The sequence below is a fragment of the Microbulbifer maximicatervae (SeqCode) genome (assembly GCF_056231245.1).
This window is the reverse complement of sequence record NZ_CP174334.1, coordinates 3,648,298-3,673,631: the sequence shown is the minus strand read 5'-3', so window position 1 is coordinate 3,673,631 and position 25,334 is coordinate 3,648,298. Positions and strand designations below refer to the sequence as shown.

Genomic DNA, 25,334 nt, shown 5'->3' with positions numbered 1-25,334 from the left:
TGCTTTCAATTCACCTTATGAGTTAAGCTGAAAAGACTAATAAAGCTATATTGAGCTTGCCTATATAACTCGATACCTATATAAGTAGAATCTATGCCGAAAGGGTTAAACAAGTCAGTGTAATAATACTGTGGTGGTTGCATTATCTATTCAGTTAATCAAAGTGGGTCTCAGTTTTGTCTCTTGGCTGTGGGGTTGGCTTTAACGCTTAACAGTCTTAATACGTCCGTTAAATTAAATACATTGGGGGGTATTAATCCTAGCGATACTCACCGGTCATTTACGATGAACACATTTATCATAGAGCACTATTAAATCGTTGATACCAGAGTAATTGCCTTTTACTCAAGACATCTTAGATTTCAGATGTGCGTGTCACGAATAAGCCTATCTACCGTAAACGAGAACTGACAGTCATAGGTTTTCAATTCCATAGCCCTCGGTATCCTTGCCATACTTTACGACTCACTTTGGACATTGCGGTTAGGGCTGGCAATCACGTCCATTCAACCCCCTATTTTTCCAGATGATTGGCATATAAGAATGATTAGGGTGTTTAAAATGGCGCTGTCTTGTTCGCGGTGATTGTAAATGAGGCAACCAAGGTTTAATCCAGCAGCTAGGGTGAATGGATATACCTTATTTTTTTTAATCTAAAACTCATATTCAAATCAATAGGCTTTTAACAAAGAGTATGGGTGGGGGTATTGGCGCCATGTTCAACATTAAAGGGGCAATATTTTATGATCTCTATTTGTCAAGCTTTTGAAAGTGGCCGCAGTCTTTGCACTTAACTCCATGTTGATAGAAAAATAGAGGCATACCCAAAAGTAGGAAAACCAAAAATGCAGGCTTTTTCCCCTTGGTAAACGGCTCGACATTTCGTGATGAGCAGGACTCGCATACTCTTTCTTCATCATGCCCTAATTCTTGGTCTACAAGAATGGAACGGTCTTGATTTAGTATTTTATTGGCTTCATCAAGGTCTCTTTCCGACACTTGAAGCCTGACTCCACCCATAGCATTAGAATATAGCCACTGCATATTGACTGTGTGCTCATCTGCAATGAAAGCGTGTATTCCTTCAGACTCAAGTCGTGCTTTTGCAATCTGCGCTTCATATGGAAATGAGAATCTAGCAACGGTTACTAGCAAGTGATCACCTTAGCGCTTAACGTCTTGAGCTGAGGGACGAAGTGTCTGAAAACTTAGACGTGTTATGTTTTTATAGCCCACTAAGGAAACCCCACAACTTACCCCAGCGTTCTAGCTTTTGATCAGCGCTCAATAGCCTCGGCTGAACTTGAATAGGGTTGCCAAGTTGATCTACACCTTTCAATAAGTTGAGATTTACTGCTCCACGAAGCTGGTTATTTATATTGCAGCCTACGGCTAGCAGTTGATTACAACCTTTGCAATGGTAGAAAACTGCTAGCTGATCTCCACTTTGATTAGTTGAAATTCCATCGCCAATGAAAACCGTAGACATAGTTGGGTCACTTATAATTGGGTAAGGATTGGCTTGGCAATAACTGCAATCGCAAATGCGCGGATTCAAAGCTTCGAGCGGCTTTGCTAACTGAACTTCAATATGCCAACGGTGACATTTACACGATCCCTTAAAGAGCATAAAAATTAGTTCCAATTATGATGAAGCATAATGTCTATATAATGGGCAAGTGCAGCGGCTCCAGAGCTTTATCGCACCTGCCACCGTAAGGACCGTAGCAACGAATGCCTGGTTCATTTGATTGTAATGCCGCTCAGCTTGAACAGGACACATCGTTTGCCCCCCCAACAACAATTACGAAGTTGGTGAAAAACTCACTCGCAGTGAAGTAACCATATTCCCCAGACAAATCCACACCAGAGTTCAAAGCAATTGTGTATTTGTAGCTTCCATTATTTTGCTCAATGACCGGTAAATTGTCCGGGACTCATCTGGTGCTACAGCACCAAACCTAAGTCTATTGCTTGGAAGCTGAACAACTGCCGAGTCTACCTATATTCCACTTTGGTTCTTGATCATCACATTCGGCATCACCCCAAAGAAGCCTATCTAACACCAATAATCAGCAATACAGCGGTAACTAGTAAGCAATATCTTCTCTTCAAAATCGGATACTCCACAGAACGGAATAATACCCGCCAGCAGTGGCCGCAGAGAAGTGGAATTTCCTCTGGCTGAGCTTGGATTACTGGAATGAAAGCCCCTATAGCAAGATCGCCGTTTATGGCTTCCATTAAATGCCAACTACTAACGAATGGCAACTACAAGACAGCGAGATTCTGAGGGAAATACACCCTGGAAAAGTTACGAGCTGACGAACAGAAAACGATATAAGGCTTGACCTGTAGGTGAGGTCGTCAGGGACACCAAAACTATATGATCGTGAATGCGGAGGTTGTATTATGAAATTTCATATTCTTATATAGCGAGCTACTATAAAGCTATCAGTGTGGCCGCTGACTCATAAGAGAGTAGTGTTGGAGCCGGTAGTTTGAAACTATCGGCTACCCGATTTAGGCTGGCTGTATCTTTGTATTGCGCGGATTAGAATTTGGGTCTGTGTTTTTCGATGATTTGGGCATCTACCCAATAGATATCGCCCTCAGGATCGACACCGTCTTCTCTCTTAATGGGGTTGTGATTGAAGAACAGATACTTACCGTCTGGTGACACATACGCGCTGGCCTCATTACCGGCGGTGTTTATGGTATCTCCTAGGTTTATTGCCTTACCCCAGGAACCATCTTGTTGGCGGAAACTGATGTAGAGATCTTTGTCACCGTAACCGTCGTCTTTTTCGCTGTCCCAGATGAGGTAAGAGCCATCGGCGGCAATGAAGGGGTGGGCTGTCCACTTACCAGAGTTGATATGCGGCCCCAATAATACAGGTGGCTGCCGCTTGCCGTTGCTAACGGTTGAAATACGTAGCACGTCATCGCTTTTGTAGTCGTCAAATACTATGGTGCCATCAGCTGAAGACGTCAGACGCATGATGCCCCAATCTTTGCGGTCGAACATCGTCCCCATACTGTTAATATCTGACCAGCCTGATTCGGTACGCACCATGTACTTGTTCCCCAAGTGCATGGTTTTGCCATCTGGGGCAAGTAGAGGGCGGCCGACCCTTGGGCCAACAACGGATTCGTGCCACTGGTTACCTATCTGCTTGAAACGAATGAGCAACCACTTTTCAGTGTCGACATCCATTCGGCTAAAGTAAAACTCGGTCATATCTGGTGTGAAAGAGCCGCTATAGTCACGATGCCGGGTTGCGACATAGCCCGGCGCGAATATTTTGGGTGTTAGTCCCGGTGGTGTTTGCCCAAGGTAGGGGCCTTCCAGCAGGGGAAGTGCTTCTTGGCTACAACCGTGGCTACTCACCGCAAGAAGAGAGATCAGGAGTATGATAGAACTACAAAAATGCTTCACAGCTTGTCCTTGTTTTTACATCAACGAATAAATGAACTGCGGGCAATTTAATCAGTTCGACATAAAAACACCTGAAGTACTTATGATTTTTAAATGATTTTGAGCTGACGGCGCCAAACTTTTAAACCTAAAGTGCACAAAAACCAACACACTTGGCAAAAGTAAAGACCGGCAGCTGGGCACTGTAGACTGGTCAGCTTTCAAATATCTAGGGCAGGAAGATCATGGGAATCCGTACCAATCAGCTGTCCTTGAAAGAAGGATACTAGATGGAAGCGCTTACTGGACTGAAATCTTTAGCCTGGAGCATCGCATAGTGCCTCCATCAAGGGTATAAGGTCGCCTCTCGCTGCTGTGCCGAGAGTACCCACTAAGGATTTTGCAGCGTCAGCACGAAGCTTTAAACATACCAAGCTCAACTCTGCCATATCGGTGTAAATTGACCACCATTTAAGAAATTCAGGTCTTGAGAAATCGCTAGGCGAATATGGCTTGGAGGTGTGCGAAAACGGTTAGTTGTTTAACGATTCATTACCGGGTGGCCGATATGAAGTTAGAATTTGCTGCGGCTGGAGTGTGACGTAAGCTGTCTGATCGCGATAGCAACGAACGACATTCGCTAGTTAGGCACTTGCCTTCTAAATTGGCTCATATGATGAAATTCCAATATATGAGTCATATTCCTGTTTTTCTTTTTCCGAACCAAGCTGCTCTCTTGTTATCCGCAAGGTGTAAGCACCTTTTACATGCCCGTTTTCAATCACCATCCAATCAAATACATCTTCTGGACCGAAACCAAGTCGCTCACCTACTTGATGCCACTTTGTAAGCTCTTCTGGGACTTCGAAGAATACTCCTGAAAGGAAGTTTTCTTCGATATGGAAATATACATTTGACAGCCAGAGGTATAGAAACCTGTCTTCTCCAAGCTTTTCAGATAAATCCGGATCTCTAAACCTTAGCTTTGCTGCGTAAATGGCTTTAGGACCGTATTTCACAAGATCGATGAAATCAGCAATAGTGTTCGATGCTTGAGCGAATGCTTCAAGCATTTCTTGATCTTGATTATGCGTGTTACTGAATAACGGTTCGATCATTATAGATTTTTCCTTACCTGCTAGCGCCCAGTATATCAGCGACCAAAGCAGGGCGAAGTAGTACGTAGGCAGTCCAACTCAGTGTTTCTACAGAGTGTACGAGCTATTGTTTGTTATATATTCTGTACATATTAAAACTGTCTGGCAGCAAATAAGCCCGCTATAACTATTGCAACAAGGCCGGTGGCACTACACCAAAAACCGTGACTATTGCCGTTATAACTATCTAGATAGACAGTTTGTTTTGGTGAAGGGTAGCGGCCGAGAGTGATTAGTTTACAGATGGGCCAGCCAATCCAGTAGCAGATGGTGCCGAAGAATATTTCCGCTAAGATATATCCTATACCTCGGAGAAATCCCCTGCCTATCTCCCCAATTAAATCATCCATAACTATCTTCCTTGTTGATATGTAAAATGCATTGCTAAGCGGCTCATTGGGCGGCAGCGTAGTTTTGGCTACGCTAGAAATTCCCGCCCAAAATATAGTGGACTCAAAGCATCCACTGGATTCATTTACTATAATTTCTTACTAGTACTCTCTGTATTTAACATTTGCTTTAAATGCTTCGGCTTCAATAGGGGAATCCTCATACCCATGCTCTAACACACCTAACAAATGACCAGAAAGGACGTCCTTAAAGCTAGCTCGCTCTACTTGCAAAACATGAACAAGCTCATGTGCCAACTTCGGAGTATCCATCTGGAATCCCTTTCTTATGTATATAGAATAACCAAATACCTGAGCATTATTCACAATTCCATCGCCAATAAGTCCGGTTGTCTCGCCAATAAACTTTAGAAGTGAATTCTCACGTGGAAATGGTACTTCATCCACATAAACCAGTCTTATTTTTTCAGGGTTCTTAATGCCTATCTCTTTCGCAATATCAAGGTGCTTCTGATCTAGAGGGTGACCAACTTGAAGGCCTTCAGTATCAATTTTTTCAGCCCACTCTGCATATGGGTTTACAAAGGTAAATTCAATTATTTCCTGATGAAAAACAAAAGGCAAAGCTAAAATAGCTAAACCACAAAGCAAAAATTTACTTTTCATATTTTACTACCGCTTTATAATACTCAAGGGCCAATCTACCATAAAAGCACTCATAAACCATTATAAATCATAGGGTTATGACTATCTTGTAACGATGGTGTTAGGTATGAGTGCCACCACTTTGCCTACTATCTTTTGTATATTGATTTTCCTCAAGTTCTTGGTAATACAAAATCTATTTCATACTTTTAAACCCATAAGCAAAATAACGCTTATATAGATTGGGCTAATAACTCCTTTCTGGATTTATGGTTTACTTAGCTGAGAGATCTATTGTCTACCAGGATATAACTATCTTCAGAAAAAATATTACGGATATGAGATTGCTCATTATGGCCCCAAAAGATAAACATTGGGTTGGCCGGTAGCTAGAAACTACCGGCTACCCTATTTAGAGTTCATTTTTTAATGACAATGCGACCTTTTTAATGCCATGAAGTGGGGTCCATCGTTTAAACTCTAAAAAACCGTGCTTATTATATAAGTTAATTGCAGGATCATTTACAGCAGCTGTTTCTACAATTGCTTCTGTAAATTCAAATTCATCTAGAGTGTAGCTTAGCAATTTACCTGCTATTCCTTTCCTAAAATAATCTGGGTCAACAGTTAAACTATTAATTTCTAACCGTTTATCTACTATAGCAATCTCGATAGTTGCGGCTAGACACTTATTGTCAATAAATCCATAAAACTGCGATTTAGAGTTCTTTATATCTTGCGGACTTCGCGATAGTGGAGGAAAGTCAACAATACCTATCAATTGGGCTTCGACCTTATAGGAACGTTGAAATATTGTGAAAATCTGATCTGCTATTTTTTCGTTTAAATTATCTAATTTTATTATCATGCTAAACCTAGTCTAAAAATTTGTGAGCTCTCTAACTCTTACCACAACAGCATCTAGGGAGAAGGCTGTCTTGTATTATTGGCGGAACGAACACAAAACAAGCGCTGGGATGAATGTCGGATAGCTGGTACTTGGTACACCCAGTATGAATATTACCTGAATGGGGTAAAAGCCCTCTTTAGGACGATCACCCTTCAATCGGCTCCATTAAATGCTAAGTACTGGCGAATGGCAACTAGGATTCTAACTGGATAAACTTGAGTTGGCGTGCTGCCATGATAATTAATTCAAATGAAGAGCTACTCAACACTATCGTTGGGTAGAAATTTATTAGAAATAGGGAGCCGTCTATTGCGGTTTCCTATGATGGGCGCTTTGGCGCAGTTCGCTAGAAACTACTGTCTACCCGATTTGGCGACCAGACTTTCTCCATAGAGATATATAATCTGCAATACTATAGTTTTCTAGCTCAGAGTCTTCGAGCCTGTCTGCTAGGTAAGCAAACATAACCATTAACATACCACCATTTTGTGCAAGGTCGACTTTGAAATCGTCATAACACCTTGAGTGATAATCAACCATGCAGTCACGAGAAACTATCTCATTCAATGAGCTACTGTTGTGCGAGCTTGTATTGCCAGTTATTCCTAGGTTTAATGAATTGTGTCGAATTATCGTATTATCAGTAACATTAGAATAAACACCTCTATTTAGGCAGAATATATATGAAAAAGGTGAATCACAAAGGTGGATATAAAAATTATCGTTAAAATCCGAATCTTTTATGTCATAGCAAAAAACTGAGAAAAAAGGCTCATCATAGGCAAAGTCTGGTTTTAATGGCTTTCCTAAGTGTATGTGTTCTTCTTCATCTACCCATCGATTTTTATGGATTTCAAGGACGCTTTCTTGTTTTTCTTGGCAGTTCTTATATTGCTTTTTGTCTAAAATTGATTTGACTTCAATTACACCATACACATCTTCAATTGGGATTAGATAAAGTTCGTTTGTAGGGGATATTTTGAATAGCGGACTGCTTTCTCGGAAAAGGATAATGTCACATTCTTTTGAGCAGCCCCCGCTCAAATTAATCACATAGCCTTTTGCGATACCAATATTCTTTGGTAAGAACTCTTTTAAGAAATTTAAGACAACTTCTTCTCTGGGGAAGCCTTTCTCATCTGGCCTTCCAACTAGTCGTTTGGTTCGCTCAAAATAGGATTGCATTCGGTCTGAGAGTAGTCCGAATACATCCTCGAGAGATGGTTTCCACTGGGACATATCTTGCTCTCTAACACATGTCGCACAGGCGAAGTGCATAGTGCTGGGTAGTAACCAAAGATTGCGATTGTATCACTGTTTGGTACGCCCGGTAGGGGCGTGGACTAATAGGGTGAAAGTCCCCTGTAGGGAGATCACCATTTAATGGGTTCCATTAAATGCTAACTACTGGCGAATGGCAACTGCAACACCGAGAGGTCTTGTGGAGAAGAAGCCGCCAGTAAAAAACTGTGAACTGAAGAGCAGAAACTCCTTACAACGCTTAGCTTGGAGGTGAGATGGCTAGGGGGCATCTCCAATGGGTAGATATTCATTACGGATAGGGAGCTGCCTATTGCTGACCTGCCCACCCGATGGATGATATGGGGCTGGTATCTAGAAACTATCGACCTGATTTATGAGATTCCCTCTGGATTAAAAACAAGACGAATTTTGCTAATACGACCCACTTTATAATGGAATGTTTGAGCCATTAATGTATTTCTACAATTTTTAGTGAATTTATATATGTAACATGTTGAATTCGGGTTGTGAAACTCTTCTACCATCTCATACGATACATCAACTGGAGGCGAAGCTTTCAGGGATTCTATATATTCTTTGGCCGATTTACATTTAAACAATGGCCCTTCAAAATCCAGCTTTTCATCTAGTATTAGGTCTAATGAATCAAAGTCCTTTGATTCATAGAATATGTCCATATATTTTCGAGCAAGCTCTATTTTGTTCATGTTGATTTCACATAACGAGGGTGTAGAAAAACTCAGCCCTCTTTTCGTATTGTGCTTCTACGTGAAAAATAGCCTACTCATCAGTGAAAGCTAGATCAGAATTCACGTAGAATCACGATTTATGGTTAATATTTGATCACATCTAAGGAAGCAAAGACATAAATTAGTTTTTCTACAGCCTGAACGTTTTGCTCAGCCGCCACAGAAATGGGGCCGGTTTATGTTTTCTTAGAAGGCCTTTTCTTGATATCTATCAAAGGTAGAGCTTAAGGCTTCACAACCATTGACACAATACGAAAATCAACAGTTAACCCATACCCCATCACCCAGTCTTGCCGCTCACAGATCTTTCTTGATACGACTCCAAACTATCACTGAGTCTCCCGCTGTGTAAGCAGAGTATTCCTTTATGGAGGTGGGGGAGGGATTATGAGCACCGACGCCAGTGGATTGAGATTGAAATGCAAAGGCTGGCTGTTATCTTTGCGCGGGATATCGCTGCTTATGCTGTAATGAGCAATCACTATCATGTGGTGTTCTATATTGATGCTATAAAGGCCAATACTTGGTCTGATACCGAGGTCATTCCCCGCTGGCAGGAACCATTTAAAGCTTCTAACTTGGCTCAGCGCTTCATTCATGGTGCCTCGCTGGACCGTTTTGAAGAGAGCAAACTTAAAGAGTTGATTGAGCTATGGCGAAAGCGATTAATGGATATCAGCTGGTTTATGCGCTACCTAAACGAATTAATGCCCACCAAACCAACATAGAAGATCACTAGACAGACTTCTCCTGGCAGGACCATTTCAAGTCTCAGGCGTTATTGGATGAAAGAGCCTTGGCCGCCTGTATGGTCTATGTCGATCTCAATCCTATCCGAGCTGACATTGAAAAAACTCGCTGGACTCTGATCACACTTCCATTCAGCAGCGTATTCGTGCTGCCACCTCAGGTGAGCAATCCAAAGGTCTATTTGGCCAAAGTTACGTAATTTTCAAACCTAAAGTACAATTTTTCAGCACTCTACCTTGCCCTACACCAGGCTAGGAGAAATAGTCGTTAAGACAGAAGCGCTGTACTATTTCCGCTGTCATCTTTCAATAAATGGGTGTCCCAGTGTGTAGCCTGCTCAAATGGTAGGTGTCTACTCAATGGAGGAAGGCTTCCCACCGGAAGTATTGTTACGTAGTATCCAGTAGCTTGTCCTGTTATGGTTTTAACTGCCTTGAAAAGGATAGCTAATTTTCCGTGCCGGTTTCAGCTAGCTCTGTTACGTAAACAAAAGTATTCTCTAATCCAGCTTCTTTATGTTCTAAAGCCTCCTGTGCGGCAGGGTTTAAGAAAGCATTTAAAAAGGCATCACGACTGGCGTAGCGCACAATCATAATCTTTTCCCAGTCGATAGTATCTTCAGTCAAAACAATATCAACATCCATTGAATAGGTAGGGCCGCTGTTGTAAGAAAAGAGTATTAGCCCAATAGTTTCACCATAGATGCTATTAGCTTCTTCGCCGGTTAATTCGGTTTCTCGCCCGTCAGAATATTGTGCTGTTTCATAAAAGTCGATGAGGTTCATCATAAAAAATGGGGAGGGTGAGTCGCTGACAATCATATCGATCATGACATCGATATTTGTGTAAAGCGATACCGCTTCGCCGCTATCATCCAATACGCCTGTATTGAGAAGTAGTTTAATGGCTTCGTCTTCATCAAGATTATCCAGGCTTGGGTCAGAGAAGGAACCGGAAGGTTCAAACGGAAGATTCCCAGGTATTCCTAATATCCAAGTTTGATCAGTTGAAGCTCCATACAGCGTATTTATAGCGGTTGTAAAATCTTCTGAATTAATAGCTTCTAGTAGTGCATCAATGTTTGGAAATTCGGCGATACGAATCGCACTAAATTCCCGTTCAGCGAACATAGTTGCCGCTACTGTACTCGCAAAAACAGTGCCTCCACCTACGCTAGACCATACTGATTCAATCGAGCTCTCATAGTTGCTAAATCCATAGGTATCACTCACGGCGATAAGCTGCACAAGAGCCAATGTGTTCGACGTATCCTCATATTCTAATAGCGCCTGCATTGTTCCTTTGCTAAAGCGGCCCTGAGCATCGCCAAATTGTGCCAGCAACGATTCACTTGCTGTTGTGGTATCCTTGGGTGTGTCATTGCTGTCAGAACCACTATTATCGCAGCCTAGAGCCAAACACATACACGTGAGAATGAAGCACTTTATAAGTGCCTTATTAGCTGTGTTTAAAAAACTATTTTTATAGCCCCTTTCCATAAATTAACCACCCCATGAAGTATATTATGTAGTTTTACTTAATCAAGCAATTAAGATCCTTACTAAGCTTGCTAATGAAAATAGCAAGGGCTCATAACCTAAGGCAGACTGAAGGGTATCAATGGTGTTTTTTTGCGTATGGAAGGTGATGAAGAACGTTATGCGATATCGAATAATAATTGCTTTAAGGTAATAGTGGGTAGATTCCCATTTAAATCAATCAAGCTTGCACTTAATAATTTAAGATTTATTAAAATACTTAAATTTAAAAAATTTTTTATTAATAACTAGAATAGAGATTTTTTGCGTTTTGATTGATGGCCACTGAGGCAGAGCAACCAAATATTACCTGTCCCTTTTTTTACGAAACTGAGACCACAGGGAGCCACATAAACATGCATAATATTGGGTATCCTTCGGAGACCTGTATTTGTTATACATCTAAAGTTGATCGAACCCAGAAAAAATTGCACAACGCCTCCCTCTAGGATAAAGCCATCCATGAGGGGAAGGGCCGCTAGCAAAGCTACAATCTGACGAACAGAAGCATAATATAAGACACTGTTGGCAACATCCCCCAGTCTTTGGTTGCCCCATTGTGGGCTGGTATATGTCGATTATCGTGTGAATTTAGAGCAGAGGAAATATCATTTCGCCCCTCCGCCATCTTATTCTTTATTGTATTTCTCGAAAATAAATCGTTTAAAAACTTCGATCTGCTTAGCTTTGTATTGAGATTGACGATATACAAGGCTGAGTTTCTTAGGTGGTAACTTGTTGTTTTGGAAAAGAGGTATTACCAGTCCCGATTCAATTAGCTTAATAATACTCTGATGCAACTGGAACCCAATACAGATATTCTTTAGTGCCATGGTTTGAATGGCGTGAACATCATTTATTCTATGGTGAGCATACGTCTGATTATTAAACTTGTTGTTCTTTAACCACTTTCTTACTTCTGGTGAAAGGTCCTCGAGAGGTGGCATGGCAACGCGATGGGAAGTAAGTTCAGAGATTTGAGTAGGTGTACCATGGGTCGCGAGATATTCTGTCGTTGCAAAAAATGTGGGTCGAACCTCACATAGCTCGCGGGAGATTAAACGTGTACTGTCCGCAATCTCACCAATTCTAAAAGCAAAATCAAGATCAGAATCACTAAAGTTAATAATGGATTCGGAATACTCCAGCCGATATCTAACATTTGGATAACGCTCAGAAAACTCACTTAACCAAGAAGACAAGCTTGAGTCAACTAAAGACCGGGATAACGTTATTTTGAGGTCCCCTTCGACGCGCTCGTTATCATACTGAATGCGCCTTTCTGATTCGCTGATTTGCCTTAGTATTGCAGCACTGCTTTTGTAAAAGCTTGCGCCATGCTCTGTAAGTACCATTTGCTTATTGGAGCGATCAAATAGCTGCACGCCAAGATCATACTCCAGGTTTGTAATCTGCTTACTAAGCGCTGATGGCGTCTTGTTTAGACTGTCAGCGGCAAGCCGAATACTGCCAGAATCAACAACAGCCACGAAAGACTCATACTGGGTAAACTTCGACATATCACTTTCCAAAATGGAAACTCCGATCGCATTATAGGTCACTTTTTGTCATTCAAAAAGAACAATATAGTGGGCTCGTAAATAACGAACCCGGAGTAAATAATGATTTTATTAGCGGAAGTCGCGATCACGGTTAAACGTCCGATTAACACGTTCTTTGAGTACGTCACCAACATGGAAAATTACGGAGAATGGTTCCCAGGGGTAACCTCTATTGCCTCTCACAACGAACTTCCCCATGGCATGACCGGAAAAATATATCAAGAAGTGATCGTCATGCCTGAAGGAGAAGCAACCCTTGTTATAGAAGTTAAGAAAAGCCGATTGAATCAAGATTTCTACACTGAGGGTGATCTTCTCCCTCTATTACCCGCCATGCTAATGGAGTTTAATGCTGAAACGCCGAAGTCAACCAGGTTCAACCTGAAGTACTTTTCTCGAAGTGACATTCTCGATTCTAACTCTGATGTAATAAAAGAGATGAAATTAAATTTGGGTGGGCGAATTTCAATTGCAGTCGATAATTTACAGCGGCGCTTTAGTTAGTCTGACTTGATCCAATAATTGTTCCTTAACTAAGTGGCGCCGATGCGAAGTGATGAAATAAAGAAATCCTCTCTCTATGGCGGGAGCGCCTAACGGATATCAGCTGGTTTATGCGATATTTAAATGAATCTGTCGCTCGCCAAGCTAATGCTGAAGACACTTGTACAGGTTGATTTCGGGAAGGCCGTTTCAGTCCCAAGCCTTACTGGATGAAAGAGCCCAGGCTGCTTCTATGGCTTATGTAGACCTCCTCGATCCGTGCCAATATCGCCAAGACACCTGAGAATCTGATTACACTTCAATTCAACAGCGTATCCGTGCGGCAGCCTCAAATGAGCGGCCCCAAAATCTACTCCTGGTTGTCGGCACTGAACATTTGAATATGCCGAACGGGCTACCTTTTCAGCTGGATCACTACTTGGAGCTAGTGGACTGGAGTAGCCGACATTTAGACATCGGAAAACGAGGTTATATTGCCTAAAAAATGCCTTCCGTTCTGAAGCGGCTCGGCATTTTGCCCAAACACTGGCTCTATCTCAATCGGGACCTTGAAAGTAGCTTTAAAGGCCTGGTGGGATCAGCAGAGGCTGTACGGCAGGGCTGTATTCAGCTCAATAAACACTGGGTACATGGCATAGGTGACTTCCAATGTTTCCTTTTGGTGACACACCACTATTTCCTCCCGGCTTTTCGATGCTATTCCTTTCGAGTTGGCTAATTCACGCAATTTTCCAACCTAAAGTATCTTTTTTCAGCATTTCACTTCGTCCGATCCAGACCAGGTGAAATGGCCATTAAGGAGGAAAGCCTGTACTATTTCCGGTGTCATCTTACAATCTGTGGGTGTCCTGGTGTGAACCCTCAATCAGAAACGATTCTTCGTTTTTTTCAACCTTCTGGTCTGTGTTTCGATGGTTACGGCTGACGTTAATCGGTGTTCTCGGGTTTTAATAGGACTATTTGTCTGCCTTGGGGTCGGAAGGGTAATCGCTTAGCCGCAAGTTCTGGCTATAGTATCCAATTTGGGGGAGCGCTAATCTTTTGTCCAGCCATCGACAATCATTAATAATCTCCCCGGTCTCGACTGATTTATAAAGAGCATGTTATGTCCAGAAAAATATTATCCTTAAAGGTAAAGAGAAATACGGAGCCTAAGAAGGCTGATAAAAAGCAAGAGGATACTTCTGATCCAAAGAAACGCTTCTTAAATGGAGTAGCTATTAATCCATCTGAGCCTATTCGCCTTGAGTCTGGTTCTCAGCAACTTACGGTAAGGGCGATGGATTTGATTACGCCAATTGGTAAGGGGCAGCGAGGCTTGATTGTGGCTCCACCGGGCTGTGGCAAAACCACTATCCTGAAACATATCTGCCAAGCAGTGGGGGAGGCTTACCCCGAAATAAAGCTGTACGCTTTGCTAATTGATGAAAGGCCAGAGGAGGTTACTGACTTTAAGCGAAGTGTACCGGCCGAAGTTTATGCGTCCTCTTCTGATCATAGCTATGAAGAGCATGTGAGAGTAGCTAATGAACTCCATGATAGGGCCTGTAAGGAAGCCGGTGAGGGCCAGGATGTGATGATCGTGGTTGACTCGTTGACAAGGCTTTCACGGGTACACAATGCGCAGCGGAGTGGTAGGGGACGTACGATGTCTGGCGGGATCGATGCCAGGGCTATGGAGGTACCCAGAAAGCTGTTTGGTGCTGCGAGGAAGATAGAAGGTGGTGGTTCACTTACAATTCTGGCAACGATCCTCGTGGATACCGGAAGTCGAATGGACCAGGTGATATTTGAGGAGTTTAAGGGGACGGGAAATATGGAGGTAGTATTGTCAAAGGAAGTTGCGAGACAGCGAATTTTCCCTGCCTTGGATATTGCTAAAAGCAGTACTCGCCGTGAAGAAATCCTGTTCAACTCGAAAGATATTGCAACGATAAGAGCTTTACGAAGAACGCTTGCTAGCCTAAAGCCTGTAGATGGCACTAAAAAGCTTATTGAACTCCTTGAAAAGTACCCGACTAATGCGGAGTTACTTGACCATTAATTTTTAGTTAAGTTTACGGGTAGTATTTAGCCGCTTAGCATTTTTGGAGTTAGTTACTTAGCGACTGAGTCCTTACTAGGACAGCCGTTATTTAGTCGAGGGCTTTACACTTCAATTTTCTGGTGTGTTTTAACAAGAGATTGCTCAATGAGGAGCTTAGTGGAAAATGTGGCCTTAATATACCGAAAGGGGTGCCCTTTCAGCTGGATCACTATTTGGCGTTAGTAGACTGGAGTGGCCGGCATTTAGCCCCCAAAAGCGCTCCTTATCCTTGAGCGGCTGGGCATCTCAGTAAAACACTGGCTTTATCTCAGTTAGAACTTTGAAGGCCGCTTTAAAGGTTTGGTGGGGTCAGTGGAGACGGTAAAGCAAGCTTGCATCCAACTCGATAAACGCTGGATACACCGAATAGGGATTGCCGGCGTTTCCTCTCAGCCACACCCTGCTAATCTACTTCTACCCCAAATACTCTATAACACGATTACCACTCTTTTATCCAAAATAGCATTTCCAAAAATCTGCATATCAATTCCCAGAACTTAATCTCTCTTACCTGTAAATCAAAAGGTAGGAGCCCCCAGAAAGAGAGCTTGCTCTGCAGTTCACAGTATCCTCCAGCCTTTGGATGTTCTAATGTGTGTGTGCACTAATTTGTGCAATAGGGTAATAAACAATACCCGCTGCAACCAATAAGTTTACTAAACCGGGTGCTTTCATCTAAATTTATGCATCTTCTGAAGATTCACGTATGCGCTCTTTCCGTTCCAGTTCCTCTTGCATCACCGCTTTGATTTCTTCTAGCACGGCATCGACATCGGCGCTGTCATCGTCATCATCAAACTTGCCGCTGAGTGTTGAGCTAGTCGTTAAGTTACCCTCTTCAAACAGTGCCCACATTTCCTTGGCGTATTGAGTCTGTAATAAAGAGGGGGCAAATCTGCCATAATAACGACGCATATTGTCGACGTCGCGAGTGAACATTTCTTGTGCACTGTTATTGGCAGCGGCATTAACAGCTTGGGGTAAATCGATAATCACAGGGCCGGAATCATCTACTAGCACGTTAAATTCGGATAAATCACCATGTACAATTCCCTCGTGAAGCATGAGCATGATGTAATGAATCATTAATGCATGATCTTGAATTGCTTGCTCTTCTGACATTGTCACATCGCCAAGCCGCGGTGCGACATTGCCTGCTTCGTCAGTGATTAACTCCATCAATAATACACCGTCAACACAACCAAAAGTCTTGGGAACTCGTACATGAGCGCGTGCTAAACGGGATAAAGCATCAACTTCGGCATTTTGCCAAATCTCTTCCTGCTGTTGGCGGCCATAATTCGACCGTTTTTGCATGGCACGTGCTTGACGACCACTGCGAACTTTACGCCCTTCTTGGTATTGTGCGGCCTTTTTAAAATTGCGCTTAGTTGCGTCTTTATAGACTTTGGCGCAACGAATTTCGTCACGACAACGGACAATAAATATATCGGCTTCTTTGCCGCTCATTAGGCGGCTGATAACTTCATCGATTAAGCCATCATCGATGAGAGGCTGTAGACGTTTGGGAGTTTTCACTAGATACCAGCTTCGAGTGTTCGGCAATTAATCATATATGCTATTGACATATTTCCATGTGTATTTGAGGCAAGAAATCTAATCCTGCTTATGGATAAAGAGCGATTATGGGGCCCTATAATGCTCGCGTAAAGGATGGGGGCAATAAGAATCGCACTTGACATGTTATGAACAATGCGGTGAAAGCCCCCAGTAGGAAGATCACCGTTTAATGACCTCTAACTACCAGCGAATAGCAATTGCAATACTATAAGGTTTTGTGGGGAGGAAGCCGCGAGCCAAACTATGAGTTGGCGAACAGAAACATCCTATAAGGCGTAGTCAGGAGGCCAGGGGCGCCGGAGCCACGTGATCTAATGGATAGGGTTAATGATGCAGCTGATTTGTGAACTTTTATACTCTTATCTTGGGGAATATGTGTAATTTGTTTCAGTGATTCCGCCAGCGTGGCTACTGGCTGGTAAGTGGGTCCAACCGGTTAGCATTCATGACCCGCATGATGGGTGGTGTGGGGCCGGTAGCTAAAAACTACCGGCTACTCGATTTAGCTATTTGCTTCGTGTCCACCCTTTGTTTTTAAAGCACTCAGTCGACTCTTTTTCTAGTGCTTGATATTCACTCCAATACTCTGGCTCTGCTTGACTTCCGCTTCTTATTCGCGCTAATGAATCTTCTACCACCTTGGAAATAACTTTACTTCGATCAGTATATAAGGTCCCATCCATTGTAATTCCTTTACTATATGCCTTAACTCCACAGGAATCTCTATCCGACGAGACAATCGGACTGTTCCCATCAAGCTTTCCGTATTCAGGATGTTCCCAATATGTTTTTTGGGTCGCGCATGAGATTAAAGTTAAGCTAGATATTATTGCAAAGAAATATTTCATCTCGTTGATTTCTTGTCCTTGTTGATAACTAATGCAAAGCTTTACGGACGCCGAAGCAACCCGTAGGTTTTCCGTAAGAACTTTTTGTTATTATTCTACTTTGATTAATTAACATACTCCAACCATTCATTACAAAATATACTTTCAACGGCCATTTCTAACTGAAATATCTGAGGGTCAATCAGGTCGCCTCTAAATGTTGCACCTTTATCAATCCATGCTGAGTACTCAATATATGGATAGTGGCCTATACAGTACAAGGCGTACGACAACTCTTTGCTCAAACTGCTTGAACTTTTTAGGTTTTGAAATAGTGAATGCAAATCAGACAGCAGTTGTTCTATATATTCCTTTCCTGGATCTTCACCCATTCTGGCCAATACCGGCAACCCTTTTTCACCTAATCCCGCGTTTATAATTCTTTCTTTAATCTTTTTCATATTTGGAAGTCATAACGCCCTAAGCAATACACAGGAGGTCCAGTGCATTGCATTGTCAGTTTTTTGAATCGCAGAATGATAGCTTGTTGCGTAAAACCAAATCAATAATCCCATTAGGATCTGAAGAAAGCTCGACGACTGATTGTTTGTTATCGCCGATTGGCATTCGATGACACGGATTAGACTGGATTTGATCGTTTTTCCGATAAAGAAAATACAGTTGAACTGAACCCAACTCAACAGGTATCCATGAGTCATTAAATGTAAATCGATCCCCTATTTCAAAAGAACCTTTGATTGAATTCAATACCAAAAAAGTTGAGTCGATACCTCGATTCAGATCTTGTAATCTCTCCCACGCTGGAGAGTCACGCCACTCAATAGGCTTTGAGTTATATGAGCTAATTTCATGTGTCAGATCTGCGTACGCGATGCGACCTGAGATTTTCTTGGCAATAACAATGTCAGTGGCATTATTCAAATCAAAGCTTAAATCCTTATGATCATATTCAAACGAAATGGCTCGCTGAGAATAAAGGATGATTAATAAGGTTAGATATATAACTTTCATTGATCGAAGCCTGATGGAAACTAACGTCTTTGGAACGGGCCGGAGTAAGATGGCTCTGTTTTTTTGCGACAGCTTACGGAGGTCCAGCCCAACAGCCCTACCGTTGAGTGGTCGTTGGTAAACTTGTTAACTGACATTGCATTGAGCTTCAAATTCATCTTTGTTACTACAAACAAGATTTAAGCTTGAAAGAGTATTGAATACCATAATACCCGCTCCACCCAAGAACCAAGGAGTTAATGCAGGGTGATTGAATGCTTGCAATATTACACCCCATGATTCTTGAATAAGAAGTAATATATCAGTATTTTTAATATCTGGCATATTCCCATTTGATACTATTGTGTATGCTGAAAAAGCGAAAAAAGCATACAGAAAAATAATATTGAATATTACAATAGGAATACTAGTTACTGAAAGTCCAGGCCACGACCAATTGTATTTAGCTTTATATATGATTGATGCCACAATTAAGGCTATGCCTAATGCCATTGCAAACATAGCTTGATTTAACGGGCTTTCTATAGGTCTCCCACCAAATAAAATCATCATAGCTATGTGATAAATAAAGAACAACTTAAAATCGAATGACATATTTCCAGGAGAATGTTTCTCATTCTTTGCTTTAAATTTATTTAGTAATGATTCTAACATACATCAATCTCTTGAGGGTGTTAACGAGGGTGTAGAAAAACTCACCCCTCTTTTCGTATTGTGCTTCTACGTGAAAAATAGCCTACTTATCTGTGAAAGTTAGATCAGAATTCACTTAGAATTACCATTTATGGTTAATATTCAATCACACCCAAGAAAGCAAAGACATAAATTAGTTTTTCTACAGCCTGAACGCCAAGCTCAACCGGCGCGTTAGCGATCAGTTGTAGTGCCTTGTTAACTGTTTCATTCTAAATTCGTCTGCATCCAGGCTAAAAGCTCTTCGGCTCGCCCAATTTTTTCCAGCTTTAACCAACGCGATTGCAGCGAAGGATTAGCGAGTTCTGCTACTACAGCCACAGGCTCTTCATCAGTACCGGACCGAATAACCAACTCACCAGCTCTGCAAATTTGAAACAAGGCCTTAGCAAGCGATATATCTAAATCATCGTACTCGAATGCAATACCCACCAGAGATTCATTTTCTAGAAAGTTGAGTACCCCTAATCTTAGCGTCGCGTTACTTTCTAGTGGCACATAAACATAAGTATCTTCTTCTTCAGAAGTTGCACCTAATTCTAACAAGAGCTGCTTTAGGTTACTTTTTGCCGAAGCGCTAATAGGATCATCTACAGACGCATAGGAAACCTCTTCAGTAAAGGGATTTACCATCTTGCGTGTGTTGGTTGTCAAATTGATCGTATATAGGTCCATAGAAAATTCATTTAACGCCAAGCGAATGGGCTGGCGTTATGAAGCAGTGACAGTCCAAGCCAAGGTTTCCTTGGCCGAGCATTGCGTGCTTGGTTATGTGTTGAGTTTAGCCAGTGCTGTTTGAAAAGCTTGAATACTAGCTGTACGTATTGTTTCATTTCTTTCTTCGGCTGATATCCAGCCGCCAACGTTATTGAGACAAAATTGATTGTCTGAATCTTGAGCCACTTCGCGAACTGCTTGAAAAACGCGGTGTTGGATTTCGTTGCAGTCTCTCAGTAGTCTCGGATCGGTAACACCCAACCCTTGAAATTCATAGCCACCACGAGCATGAATTGTTAACTGATGGCCGTAATTACACAACAGCTGAATCTTCTTATCATCAGAAAGCTCGTCTATTACTTTTTGTATTTGGTGTTCTTTCATTTTTTACACATAACGCCTTGCAGTAGAAGTCGGGACGTAGCGGCGGTCCTGCTGGCTGCGACTGTTATATTTCGTTTTTCTTGAGCTGGTTTTCAAGGCTCTTTAAATCACCCAGCACCCATGCATTAGAGATTCGATTACCTTCAAAGGTAAACAAGGCGCACCCATTCCAAGTTACGCGTTTATGTGATGGTAAAAAGCCCATAAACTCATCTCTATGAAATCCGGTAAAGGACATCTTCGCAAAAACCTTGTCTGCTTCTTCTACGAGATCTTCAATAATGCATTTGTAATCACCCAGCGCTTTGTGAACCATATCGACATATTCAGCGAAAGCTTTGTGACCTCGCTTTTCCTGTCCCAATGATCCTCTAAAGGAGAAGCTCTCATGCAGGATCGATGGCATTGCTTTCTTATCGTGGGCGTCCCAAAGAACCTCATAAAATCTTCGAACTTGATCTTTATGCACTAGTCATCCTCAGAAACATAACGAAGCAGAGTGTAAGCTGTCGGGCGCCAGAGGCGCGTAGTTAATTGACTTGGTATGCCCAGCATGGGCGTGAACTAATGGGGTGAAAGTCCCCTGCAGGAGGATCACCATTTAATGGGTCCATTAAATGCTAACTACTAGCGAATGGCAACTGCAACACTGTGAGGTCTTGTGGGGAGGAAGCCGCTAGTAAAACTGCGAGCAGACAAACAGAAACATCATATAAGGCTTAGCCTGGAGGCGAGGTGGCCAAGGATACCGCAGCTATGTGGCTAATGGGCTGAGCTAATGATGTAGCCGTGTATTGAAAGTTCACATTCTTATCTGGACAGATCTGTTTAGCTTGCTGCCGTCTGCGTGGCCGCTAAGTCATAATTAGGCCCAACCTGCTAGCCTCGATTCAGGAGGCCTACTTTATAGCCTATGTAGATCTCAAGCCGATCGGTACCATTTCTCAAAACGCGCCCCCTATCCTTGAGCGTCTGGGCACCTCAGTAAAACACTGGCTATCGGAACTTTGAAAGCCGCTTTAAAGGCCTGGTGGGATCAGCAGAGGCCGTACGGCAAGCCTGTATTCGGCTCAATAAATGTTGGGTACATGGTATAGGCGACTGCCAACGTTTCCTTTCTGCAACGCCCCACTAATTCCTTCCCAACCTTTCGATACTATTCCTTCCGGTTTGGCCAAAAACACGAAATTTTCAAACCTCAAGCATAATTTTTCAGTATTTCACCTTGCCCTACATCAGGCTAGGATAAATGGCCGTCAAGGTGGAAGGCCTATACTATTTCCAATGTTATCTTTCAATCTATGGGTGTCCTAGTGTTGCTCCGTGGTTTGGGGCCGGAGTGGAGCACCAGCGGAACGAAGGTCCCAGTCGAAGGCGACAACACCACCTTGTTAGGCTTATTTTTGAATACTGAATGTAACTGTTTCAACAATACCCGTGGCCCCGCCAGAATATTGGTAATTTTTTATAGCATCAATTGCCGCTTGATCAAATACACCCGCAGGACTAGAGGCATAAACCTTGTGATTAATAGTGCAACCTTTTGGGTCTGTATCAAATTTTACTTTAGCAAACCCCTCAATTCCTTTCTTTAGTGCATCCAAAGGATATATTGGCGTTTTTTTGAAGTGATAACACATTCCATTGTCTTGGCAATGATCGGGATTTAAGGCTTTTCCCGCACAGAAATCACTTTCTCTTGTAATTAAATATACGACCTCTTCAGCCCCAACCAGTTGACTGAAAAATACTGTTAATAAAAGTAGCGCTTGCTTCATGGGTACAGCCTAACTCCCGTAGCTGCGGACGCCTTGTAGCGTCGAAGGAGCGGAAATGCGTTCCGACAGCCTGCGATTGTTATAAGATTCACTGCTCAACAAAAGTAAAATCCTTAGGCGAATCAATCGGAACTGTGAGTGTATTTTTATGTGGAAAGCTGTTTGCGTAAGCGATAACGACATCTTTCTCAATTTCCACTTCACTAAAAACCTCACTGCTTTCAAGGTGTATTATCCACTGAAGATTAGTCCCTTTTTTCAAAGCGACAAAACCTTCACCTTCATATGAGCCTCCTCCTACAATAGCGACGAACTCTCCTTTCCTAACCTCTTCTTGAGCTATTGTTGTGAACCACCAATCTTCACCATTCTCAGTTACCAGCGAAGATAAGGCCTCCAAATTCCCTGGGTAGTAGCCACGCTTTGAATCAAAGTAAATTCGGTGAAATTGATCAGTAGTAAAAAATATACCTGATTCAATTCTAAAAAGCCCTTCATTGTACTTTTGTTCAATTTTGCTCACGATCTGCTCTTATAACGCTGAGCGCATGGGCCGTAATGTAGGCACGAAGTGCCGAAATGGAGGTCCAGCCGCAGGTGTTCATGGCGCGTTTTGTTATGCATTTCTTGTACTCTCTCGTACATGATTTAGACCCGAGATTACAATGCCAGATAAGGTTTCTACTTTACTTTGGTTTATGGCAGAGTACACCTTCTTTTTGAGCGATAAATCTACAATAGAACCATTGGATATTTTGATTACATTAGGGAATCCAACTTCATTTAACTGATATAGCATAAATGAAATGTAGTTTTCATTAAGGTTTGTACAAACCTTTTTACCTTCCAGTTTAACGATGTGGGTGCCCTTGGGTAGTTGCGGCAGCACAAATTCTCCGATCAGGTTTACCGAGTTACCGCGATTCGTATAACAAAATATCTCACTGCCTTCGTGTGCTAACAAGAATTTTTTATATTCCTCTTCTAGCGCCTTCTCTTGTCTTCTTGCAGATATTAGAAAAAATGGAGTGGCCAAGAGTACTATTGGCAATAGTGCAATGAGAACTAAAAAAACCAAGAATACCGAGATATCTGGAAATCTGACTCTAATTTTTTTGAACATAACTTTCCGAAAATGCATAACGAGGCTGTAGAAAAACTCAGCCCTCTTTTCGTACTGTGCTTCTACGTGAAAAATAGCCTACTCATCAGTGAAAGCTAAATCAGAATTCACATAAAATCACCATTTATGGTTAATATTTGATCACATCTAAGGAGGCAAAGACATATATTAGTTTTTCTACAGCCTGAACGCTGCCAGTAGGAGCGCAGCTTGTCTGCGACTCACTGGCTGGACTCGGTACGCCCAGCATGGGCGTGAACTAATGGGGTGAAAGTCTCCTGTAGAGAGATCACCATTTAATGAGTTCCATTAAATGCTAACTACTAGCGAATGGCAACTGCAACACTGTGAGGTCTTGTGGGGAGGAAGCCGCTAGCAAAACTACGAGCTGACGGACAGAAACATCATATAAGGCTTAGCCTGGAGGCGAGGTGGCCAAGCACACCGAAGCCATGTGATCTAACGGGTAGAGTAAATGATGCAGTTGTGTAGTGAAAGTTCACGTTCTTATCTGGGGAGATCTGTTTAGCTTGCTGCTATGAAGCTGTCAGCGTGGCCGCTGACTCATAAGTAGGTCGCCACCATCGTGGGGTAGACAAAAATGGTGGAACACAGCAGCGCTCTGCTCAGTAATGAGTAGGGTGATTAAACAGAAGTCAGCAGACGGCATAGTAGCCAACTGCCAAGATTAATATCTTGGACAGGGTGAAGGCCTGAACCCAGAATCCACGAGTTAAAAGACAGGGCTAACCTAACGATATGTTGCCAGTAGGATATAAAATTGACGTAGCGCACTGCCATGACACTCAGCTCAAATGAAGGGTTGCCCGACTCTATCGTTGGGTAGAGATTCAATATGGATAGGGAGCCGCCCATTGCGGACCCGCACGATGGATGGTGCGGGGGCCGGCAATTAGAAACTACCGGCTACCCGATTTAAATGAGTGGTTCAGATTGCTCGTAGATCTTCATTGAATTCTAACCCTGAATGGCCATTAATTAGATCTATAAAACCCTTTTGGCAATAAATTCCCATGAACCCATCATAGCTTGTTTTGAAGATAAGATCGTCAGGAGATGGATTAAAAGAAATCTCTTTCACATATGAAGATTCTTTTCCATCGATTATTTCTTTTGAACTTTTTGTTAAATCAGCTTCAATACTGTGGGTTATATTGAAAATAAACCACGTTTCTCCAGAAAGATCTATTGGCAGAAACTCACCATATCTGTCAAGATTCAAATGAAGAGCATTATATGCTTTTAAGTTAAAGCATATATTTCTTTGCCATTCTCCTAAGTCAGTTGCAATTTCTTCATTGTTAAAGAGCGACGCTGTGAATTTTTTCCAAATTTCCTCTCGAGGAGTGCCGTCAAAGACAAACTTGAAACCACCAAGTGTCTTCATCATTGTTGGCACATCTATGTTTATTCGTGGAGCTTTTTCCTGAAAGGTTACTTTGTAGACTGACACTTTTATATCCTACCAACACTTTTCCAAGGTGTACCATCCCAGAAGGGCTCTTGATACTCTGCAAGGCTAGCCCTTTTATCTCCTTTTACAAGCATTACCTTTTTAGGGAAATTAGCTGTCAGCAGCATATTTTCAATCACATTTAGTGTAGTAATAAATGTGCTTAAATCCCGTATATGCAAAAGAGATTCATTGAGCCAGTCATAGTAATTTTGACGATGTATTCTACTATGAGGAACTGCTCTTGGGTAGGGATTTTGACCTGTATCAGCCGTTCTGCGCGGAAGCCAAACACCATTATTAGGGTCGTCTATTCGTAGTTTTAACAAAGCAATTATTCCGCGTAATGCGGCAGCTTCATTATGAGATCCACTGACTATGTGATGCGCATCCCACCTATAATTTGGTTTTGGCTTTCCAGATGCTCTCATGTTTTTACCAAGTTTTGCAGAGCTTGCTTCTTCGTTCATTAATTCTTCTGCATCGAGACTTGATGCTTCAGATTGATATTTGTCCAATTGTGTTTGAAGCTTTACGATTGATTTTATATGTGATATTTCATGCCTAATATACGCATCCTTTTCAGCTTCATTCTTCCATGGCCTTTTGCCATACCCTTGAATGGCAGAATCGATAGTCCTTTGAAGTATATTTCTTGTTTTGAACACCTTGCTTTCCTTGAACTCTGATGTTGATATTTTGGGAGCATTTAACGCCTAAAGGCGGCGCGCAGCTTTAGCTGTCCGCTGCCTTTACTTGGTATGCCCAGCATGAGCGTGAACTAATGGGGTGA

Annotated in this window: 26 protein-coding genes; 3 read left to right on the top strand and 23 right to left on the bottom strand. The window is 42.2% G+C overall.

Features of this window, described 5'->3' with window-relative positions; genetic code table 11:
* Positions 1-750: 750 nt before the first annotated feature.
* The 9 genes from ACJJIS_RS16045 to ACJJIS_RS16005 all read right to left on the bottom strand — a co-directional run bounded on the left by ACJJIS_RS16045 (position 751) and on the right by ACJJIS_RS16005 (position 8,450).
* On the bottom strand, positions 751-1,155 hold the full coding sequence (locus tag ACJJIS_RS16045; RefSeq protein WP_475708540.1) for a putative signal transducing protein: 405 nt from the start codon (positions 1,153-1,155) through the stop codon (positions 751-753).
* A 70-nt stretch (positions 1,156-1,225) separates the two neighbouring features.
* A complete protein-coding gene (locus ACJJIS_RS16040; RefSeq protein ID WP_475708539.1) occupies positions 1,226-1,489 on the bottom strand; it encodes a hypothetical protein in 264 nt (87 codons plus the stop codon).
* 1,065 nt (positions 1,490-2,554) lie between these two features.
* The gene (locus ACJJIS_RS16035; protein ID WP_475708538.1) at positions 2,555-3,439 is read right to left on the bottom strand and encodes a TolB-like translocation protein; all 885 of its coding nucleotides are present in this window, start codon (positions 3,437-3,439) and stop codon (positions 2,555-2,557) included.
* Between the two features lie 638 nt (positions 3,440-4,077).
* The gene (locus ACJJIS_RS16030; RefSeq protein ID WP_475708537.1) at positions 4,078-4,536 is read right to left on the bottom strand and encodes a DUF2314 domain-containing protein; all 459 of its coding nucleotides are present in this window, start codon (positions 4,534-4,536) and stop codon (positions 4,078-4,080) included.
* Positions 4,537-4,667: 131 nt separating this feature from the next.
* Entirely contained in the window at positions 4,668-4,925 is a 258-nt protein-coding gene (locus tag ACJJIS_RS16025) for a hypothetical protein (protein ID WP_445354893.1), read from the bottom strand.
* 141 nt (positions 4,926-5,066) lie between these two features.
* On the bottom strand, positions 5,067-5,591 hold the full coding sequence (locus ACJJIS_RS16020; RefSeq protein WP_475708536.1) for a hypothetical protein: 525 nt from the start codon (positions 5,589-5,591) through the stop codon (positions 5,067-5,069).
* A gap of 391 nt (positions 5,592-5,982) precedes the next feature.
* Positions 5,983-6,438: a GNAT family N-acetyltransferase gene (locus ACJJIS_RS16015; RefSeq protein WP_475708535.1), complete on the bottom strand. Its 456-nt coding sequence runs from the start codon at positions 6,436-6,438 to the stop codon at positions 5,983-5,985.
* Between the two features lie 402 nt (positions 6,439-6,840).
* On the bottom strand, positions 6,841-7,719 hold the full coding sequence (locus ACJJIS_RS16010) for a DUF6602 domain-containing protein (protein WP_445360215.1): 879 nt from the start codon (positions 7,717-7,719) through the stop codon (positions 6,841-6,843).
* A gap of 395 nt (positions 7,720-8,114) precedes the next feature.
* Entirely contained in the window at positions 8,115-8,450 is a 336-nt protein-coding gene (locus ACJJIS_RS16005) for a hypothetical protein (RefSeq protein ID WP_475708534.1), read from the bottom strand.
* 461 nt (positions 8,451-8,911) lie between these two features.
* Between ACJJIS_RS16005 and ACJJIS_RS16000 the strand changes: the two genes are divergently transcribed.
* Positions 8,912-9,220 carry a hypothetical protein gene (locus ACJJIS_RS16000; RefSeq protein ID WP_445360213.1) on the top strand — a complete coding sequence of 103 codons (309 nt, stop codon included), beginning with the start codon at positions 8,912-8,914 and terminating at the stop codon, positions 9,218-9,220.
* 468 nt (positions 9,221-9,688) lie between these two features.
* On the opposite strand, the gene ACJJIS_RS15995 is transcribed toward ACJJIS_RS16000, so the two are convergent.
* Both ACJJIS_RS15995 and ACJJIS_RS15990 read right to left on the bottom strand, forming a co-directional pair.
* Complete coding sequence (locus tag ACJJIS_RS15995) at positions 9,689-10,741, bottom strand: hypothetical protein (protein WP_445360212.1); 1,053 nt, start codon at positions 10,739-10,741, stop codon at positions 9,689-9,691.
* Positions 10,742-11,409: 668 nt separating this feature from the next.
* Positions 11,410-12,300: a LysR family transcriptional regulator gene (locus tag ACJJIS_RS15990; protein WP_413664753.1), complete on the bottom strand. Its 891-nt coding sequence runs from the start codon at positions 12,298-12,300 to the stop codon at positions 11,410-11,412.
* A gap of 102 nt (positions 12,301-12,402) precedes the next feature.
* Here ACJJIS_RS15990 and ACJJIS_RS15985 point away from each other — a divergent pair, with 102 nt between their 5' ends.
* Both ACJJIS_RS15985 and rho read left to right on the top strand, forming a co-directional pair.
* Positions 12,403-12,846, top strand: coding sequence for an SRPBCC family protein (locus ACJJIS_RS15985; protein WP_475708533.1), 444 nt, complete (start codon positions 12,403-12,405; stop codon positions 12,844-12,846).
* Positions 12,847-13,951: 1,105 nt separating this feature from the next.
* On the top strand, positions 13,952-14,890 hold the full coding sequence (rho, locus tag ACJJIS_RS15980; RefSeq protein ID WP_444916353.1) for a transcription termination factor Rho: 939 nt from the start codon (positions 13,952-13,954) through the stop codon (positions 14,888-14,890).
* A gap of 723 nt (positions 14,891-15,613) precedes the next feature.
* On the opposite strand, the gene ACJJIS_RS15975 is transcribed toward rho, so the two are convergent.
* From ACJJIS_RS15975 to ACJJIS_RS15920, 12 genes are all read right to left on the bottom strand, one after another.
* The gene (locus tag ACJJIS_RS15975; RefSeq protein WP_475708532.1) at positions 15,614-16,471 is read right to left on the bottom strand and encodes a PA4780 family RIO1-like protein kinase; all 858 of its coding nucleotides are present in this window, start codon (positions 16,469-16,471) and stop codon (positions 15,614-15,616) included.
* Between the two features lie 994 nt (positions 16,472-17,465).
* Positions 17,466-17,801, bottom strand: coding sequence for a hypothetical protein (locus ACJJIS_RS15970; protein ID WP_475708531.1), 336 nt, complete (start codon positions 17,799-17,801; stop codon positions 17,466-17,468).
* Between the two features lie 55 nt (positions 17,802-17,856).
* Positions 17,857-18,372, bottom strand: coding sequence for a hypothetical protein (locus ACJJIS_RS15965; protein WP_475708530.1), 516 nt, complete (start codon positions 18,370-18,372; stop codon positions 17,857-17,859).
* A gap of 126 nt (positions 18,373-18,498) precedes the next feature.
* Positions 18,499-19,026: a hypothetical protein gene (locus ACJJIS_RS15960; protein ID WP_475708529.1), complete on the bottom strand. Its 528-nt coding sequence runs from the start codon at positions 19,024-19,026 to the stop codon at positions 18,499-18,501.
* Between the two features lie 246 nt (positions 19,027-19,272).
* Positions 19,273-19,740 (bottom strand): hypothetical protein, encoded by a 468-nt coding sequence (locus tag ACJJIS_RS15955; protein WP_475708528.1) that lies wholly within the window; start codon positions 19,738-19,740, stop codon positions 19,273-19,275.
* Between the two features lie 93 nt (positions 19,741-19,833).
* Positions 19,834-20,166 (bottom strand): hypothetical protein, encoded by a 333-nt coding sequence (locus ACJJIS_RS15950; protein ID WP_475708527.1) that lies wholly within the window; start codon positions 20,164-20,166, stop codon positions 19,834-19,836.
* 64 nt (positions 20,167-20,230) lie between these two features.
* A complete protein-coding gene (locus tag ACJJIS_RS15945) occupies positions 20,231-20,635 on the bottom strand; it encodes an ester cyclase (RefSeq protein ID WP_475708526.1) in 405 nt (134 codons plus the stop codon).
* A gap of 928 nt (positions 20,636-21,563) precedes the next feature.
* On the bottom strand, positions 21,564-21,944 hold the full coding sequence (locus tag ACJJIS_RS15940; RefSeq protein ID WP_475708525.1) for an energy transducer TonB: 381 nt from the start codon (positions 21,942-21,944) through the stop codon (positions 21,564-21,566).
* Between the two features lie 88 nt (positions 21,945-22,032).
* Positions 22,033-22,467: a hypothetical protein gene (locus ACJJIS_RS15935; protein WP_475708524.1), complete on the bottom strand. Its 435-nt coding sequence runs from the start codon at positions 22,465-22,467 to the stop codon at positions 22,033-22,035.
* A gap of 93 nt (positions 22,468-22,560) precedes the next feature.
* Positions 22,561-23,067: a hypothetical protein gene (locus ACJJIS_RS15930; RefSeq protein ID WP_475708523.1), complete on the bottom strand. Its 507-nt coding sequence runs from the start codon at positions 23,065-23,067 to the stop codon at positions 22,561-22,563.
* A gap of 949 nt (positions 23,068-24,016) precedes the next feature.
* Positions 24,017-24,541 carry a hypothetical protein gene (locus tag ACJJIS_RS15925; protein WP_475708522.1) on the bottom strand — a complete coding sequence of 175 codons (525 nt, stop codon included), beginning with the start codon at positions 24,539-24,541 and terminating at the stop codon, positions 24,017-24,019.
* A 2-nt stretch (positions 24,542-24,543) separates the two neighbouring features.
* Complete coding sequence (locus tag ACJJIS_RS15920; protein WP_444915791.1) at positions 24,544-25,209, bottom strand: AHH domain-containing protein; 666 nt, start codon at positions 25,207-25,209, stop codon at positions 24,544-24,546.
* Between the last annotated feature and the right edge of the window lie 125 nt (positions 25,210-25,334).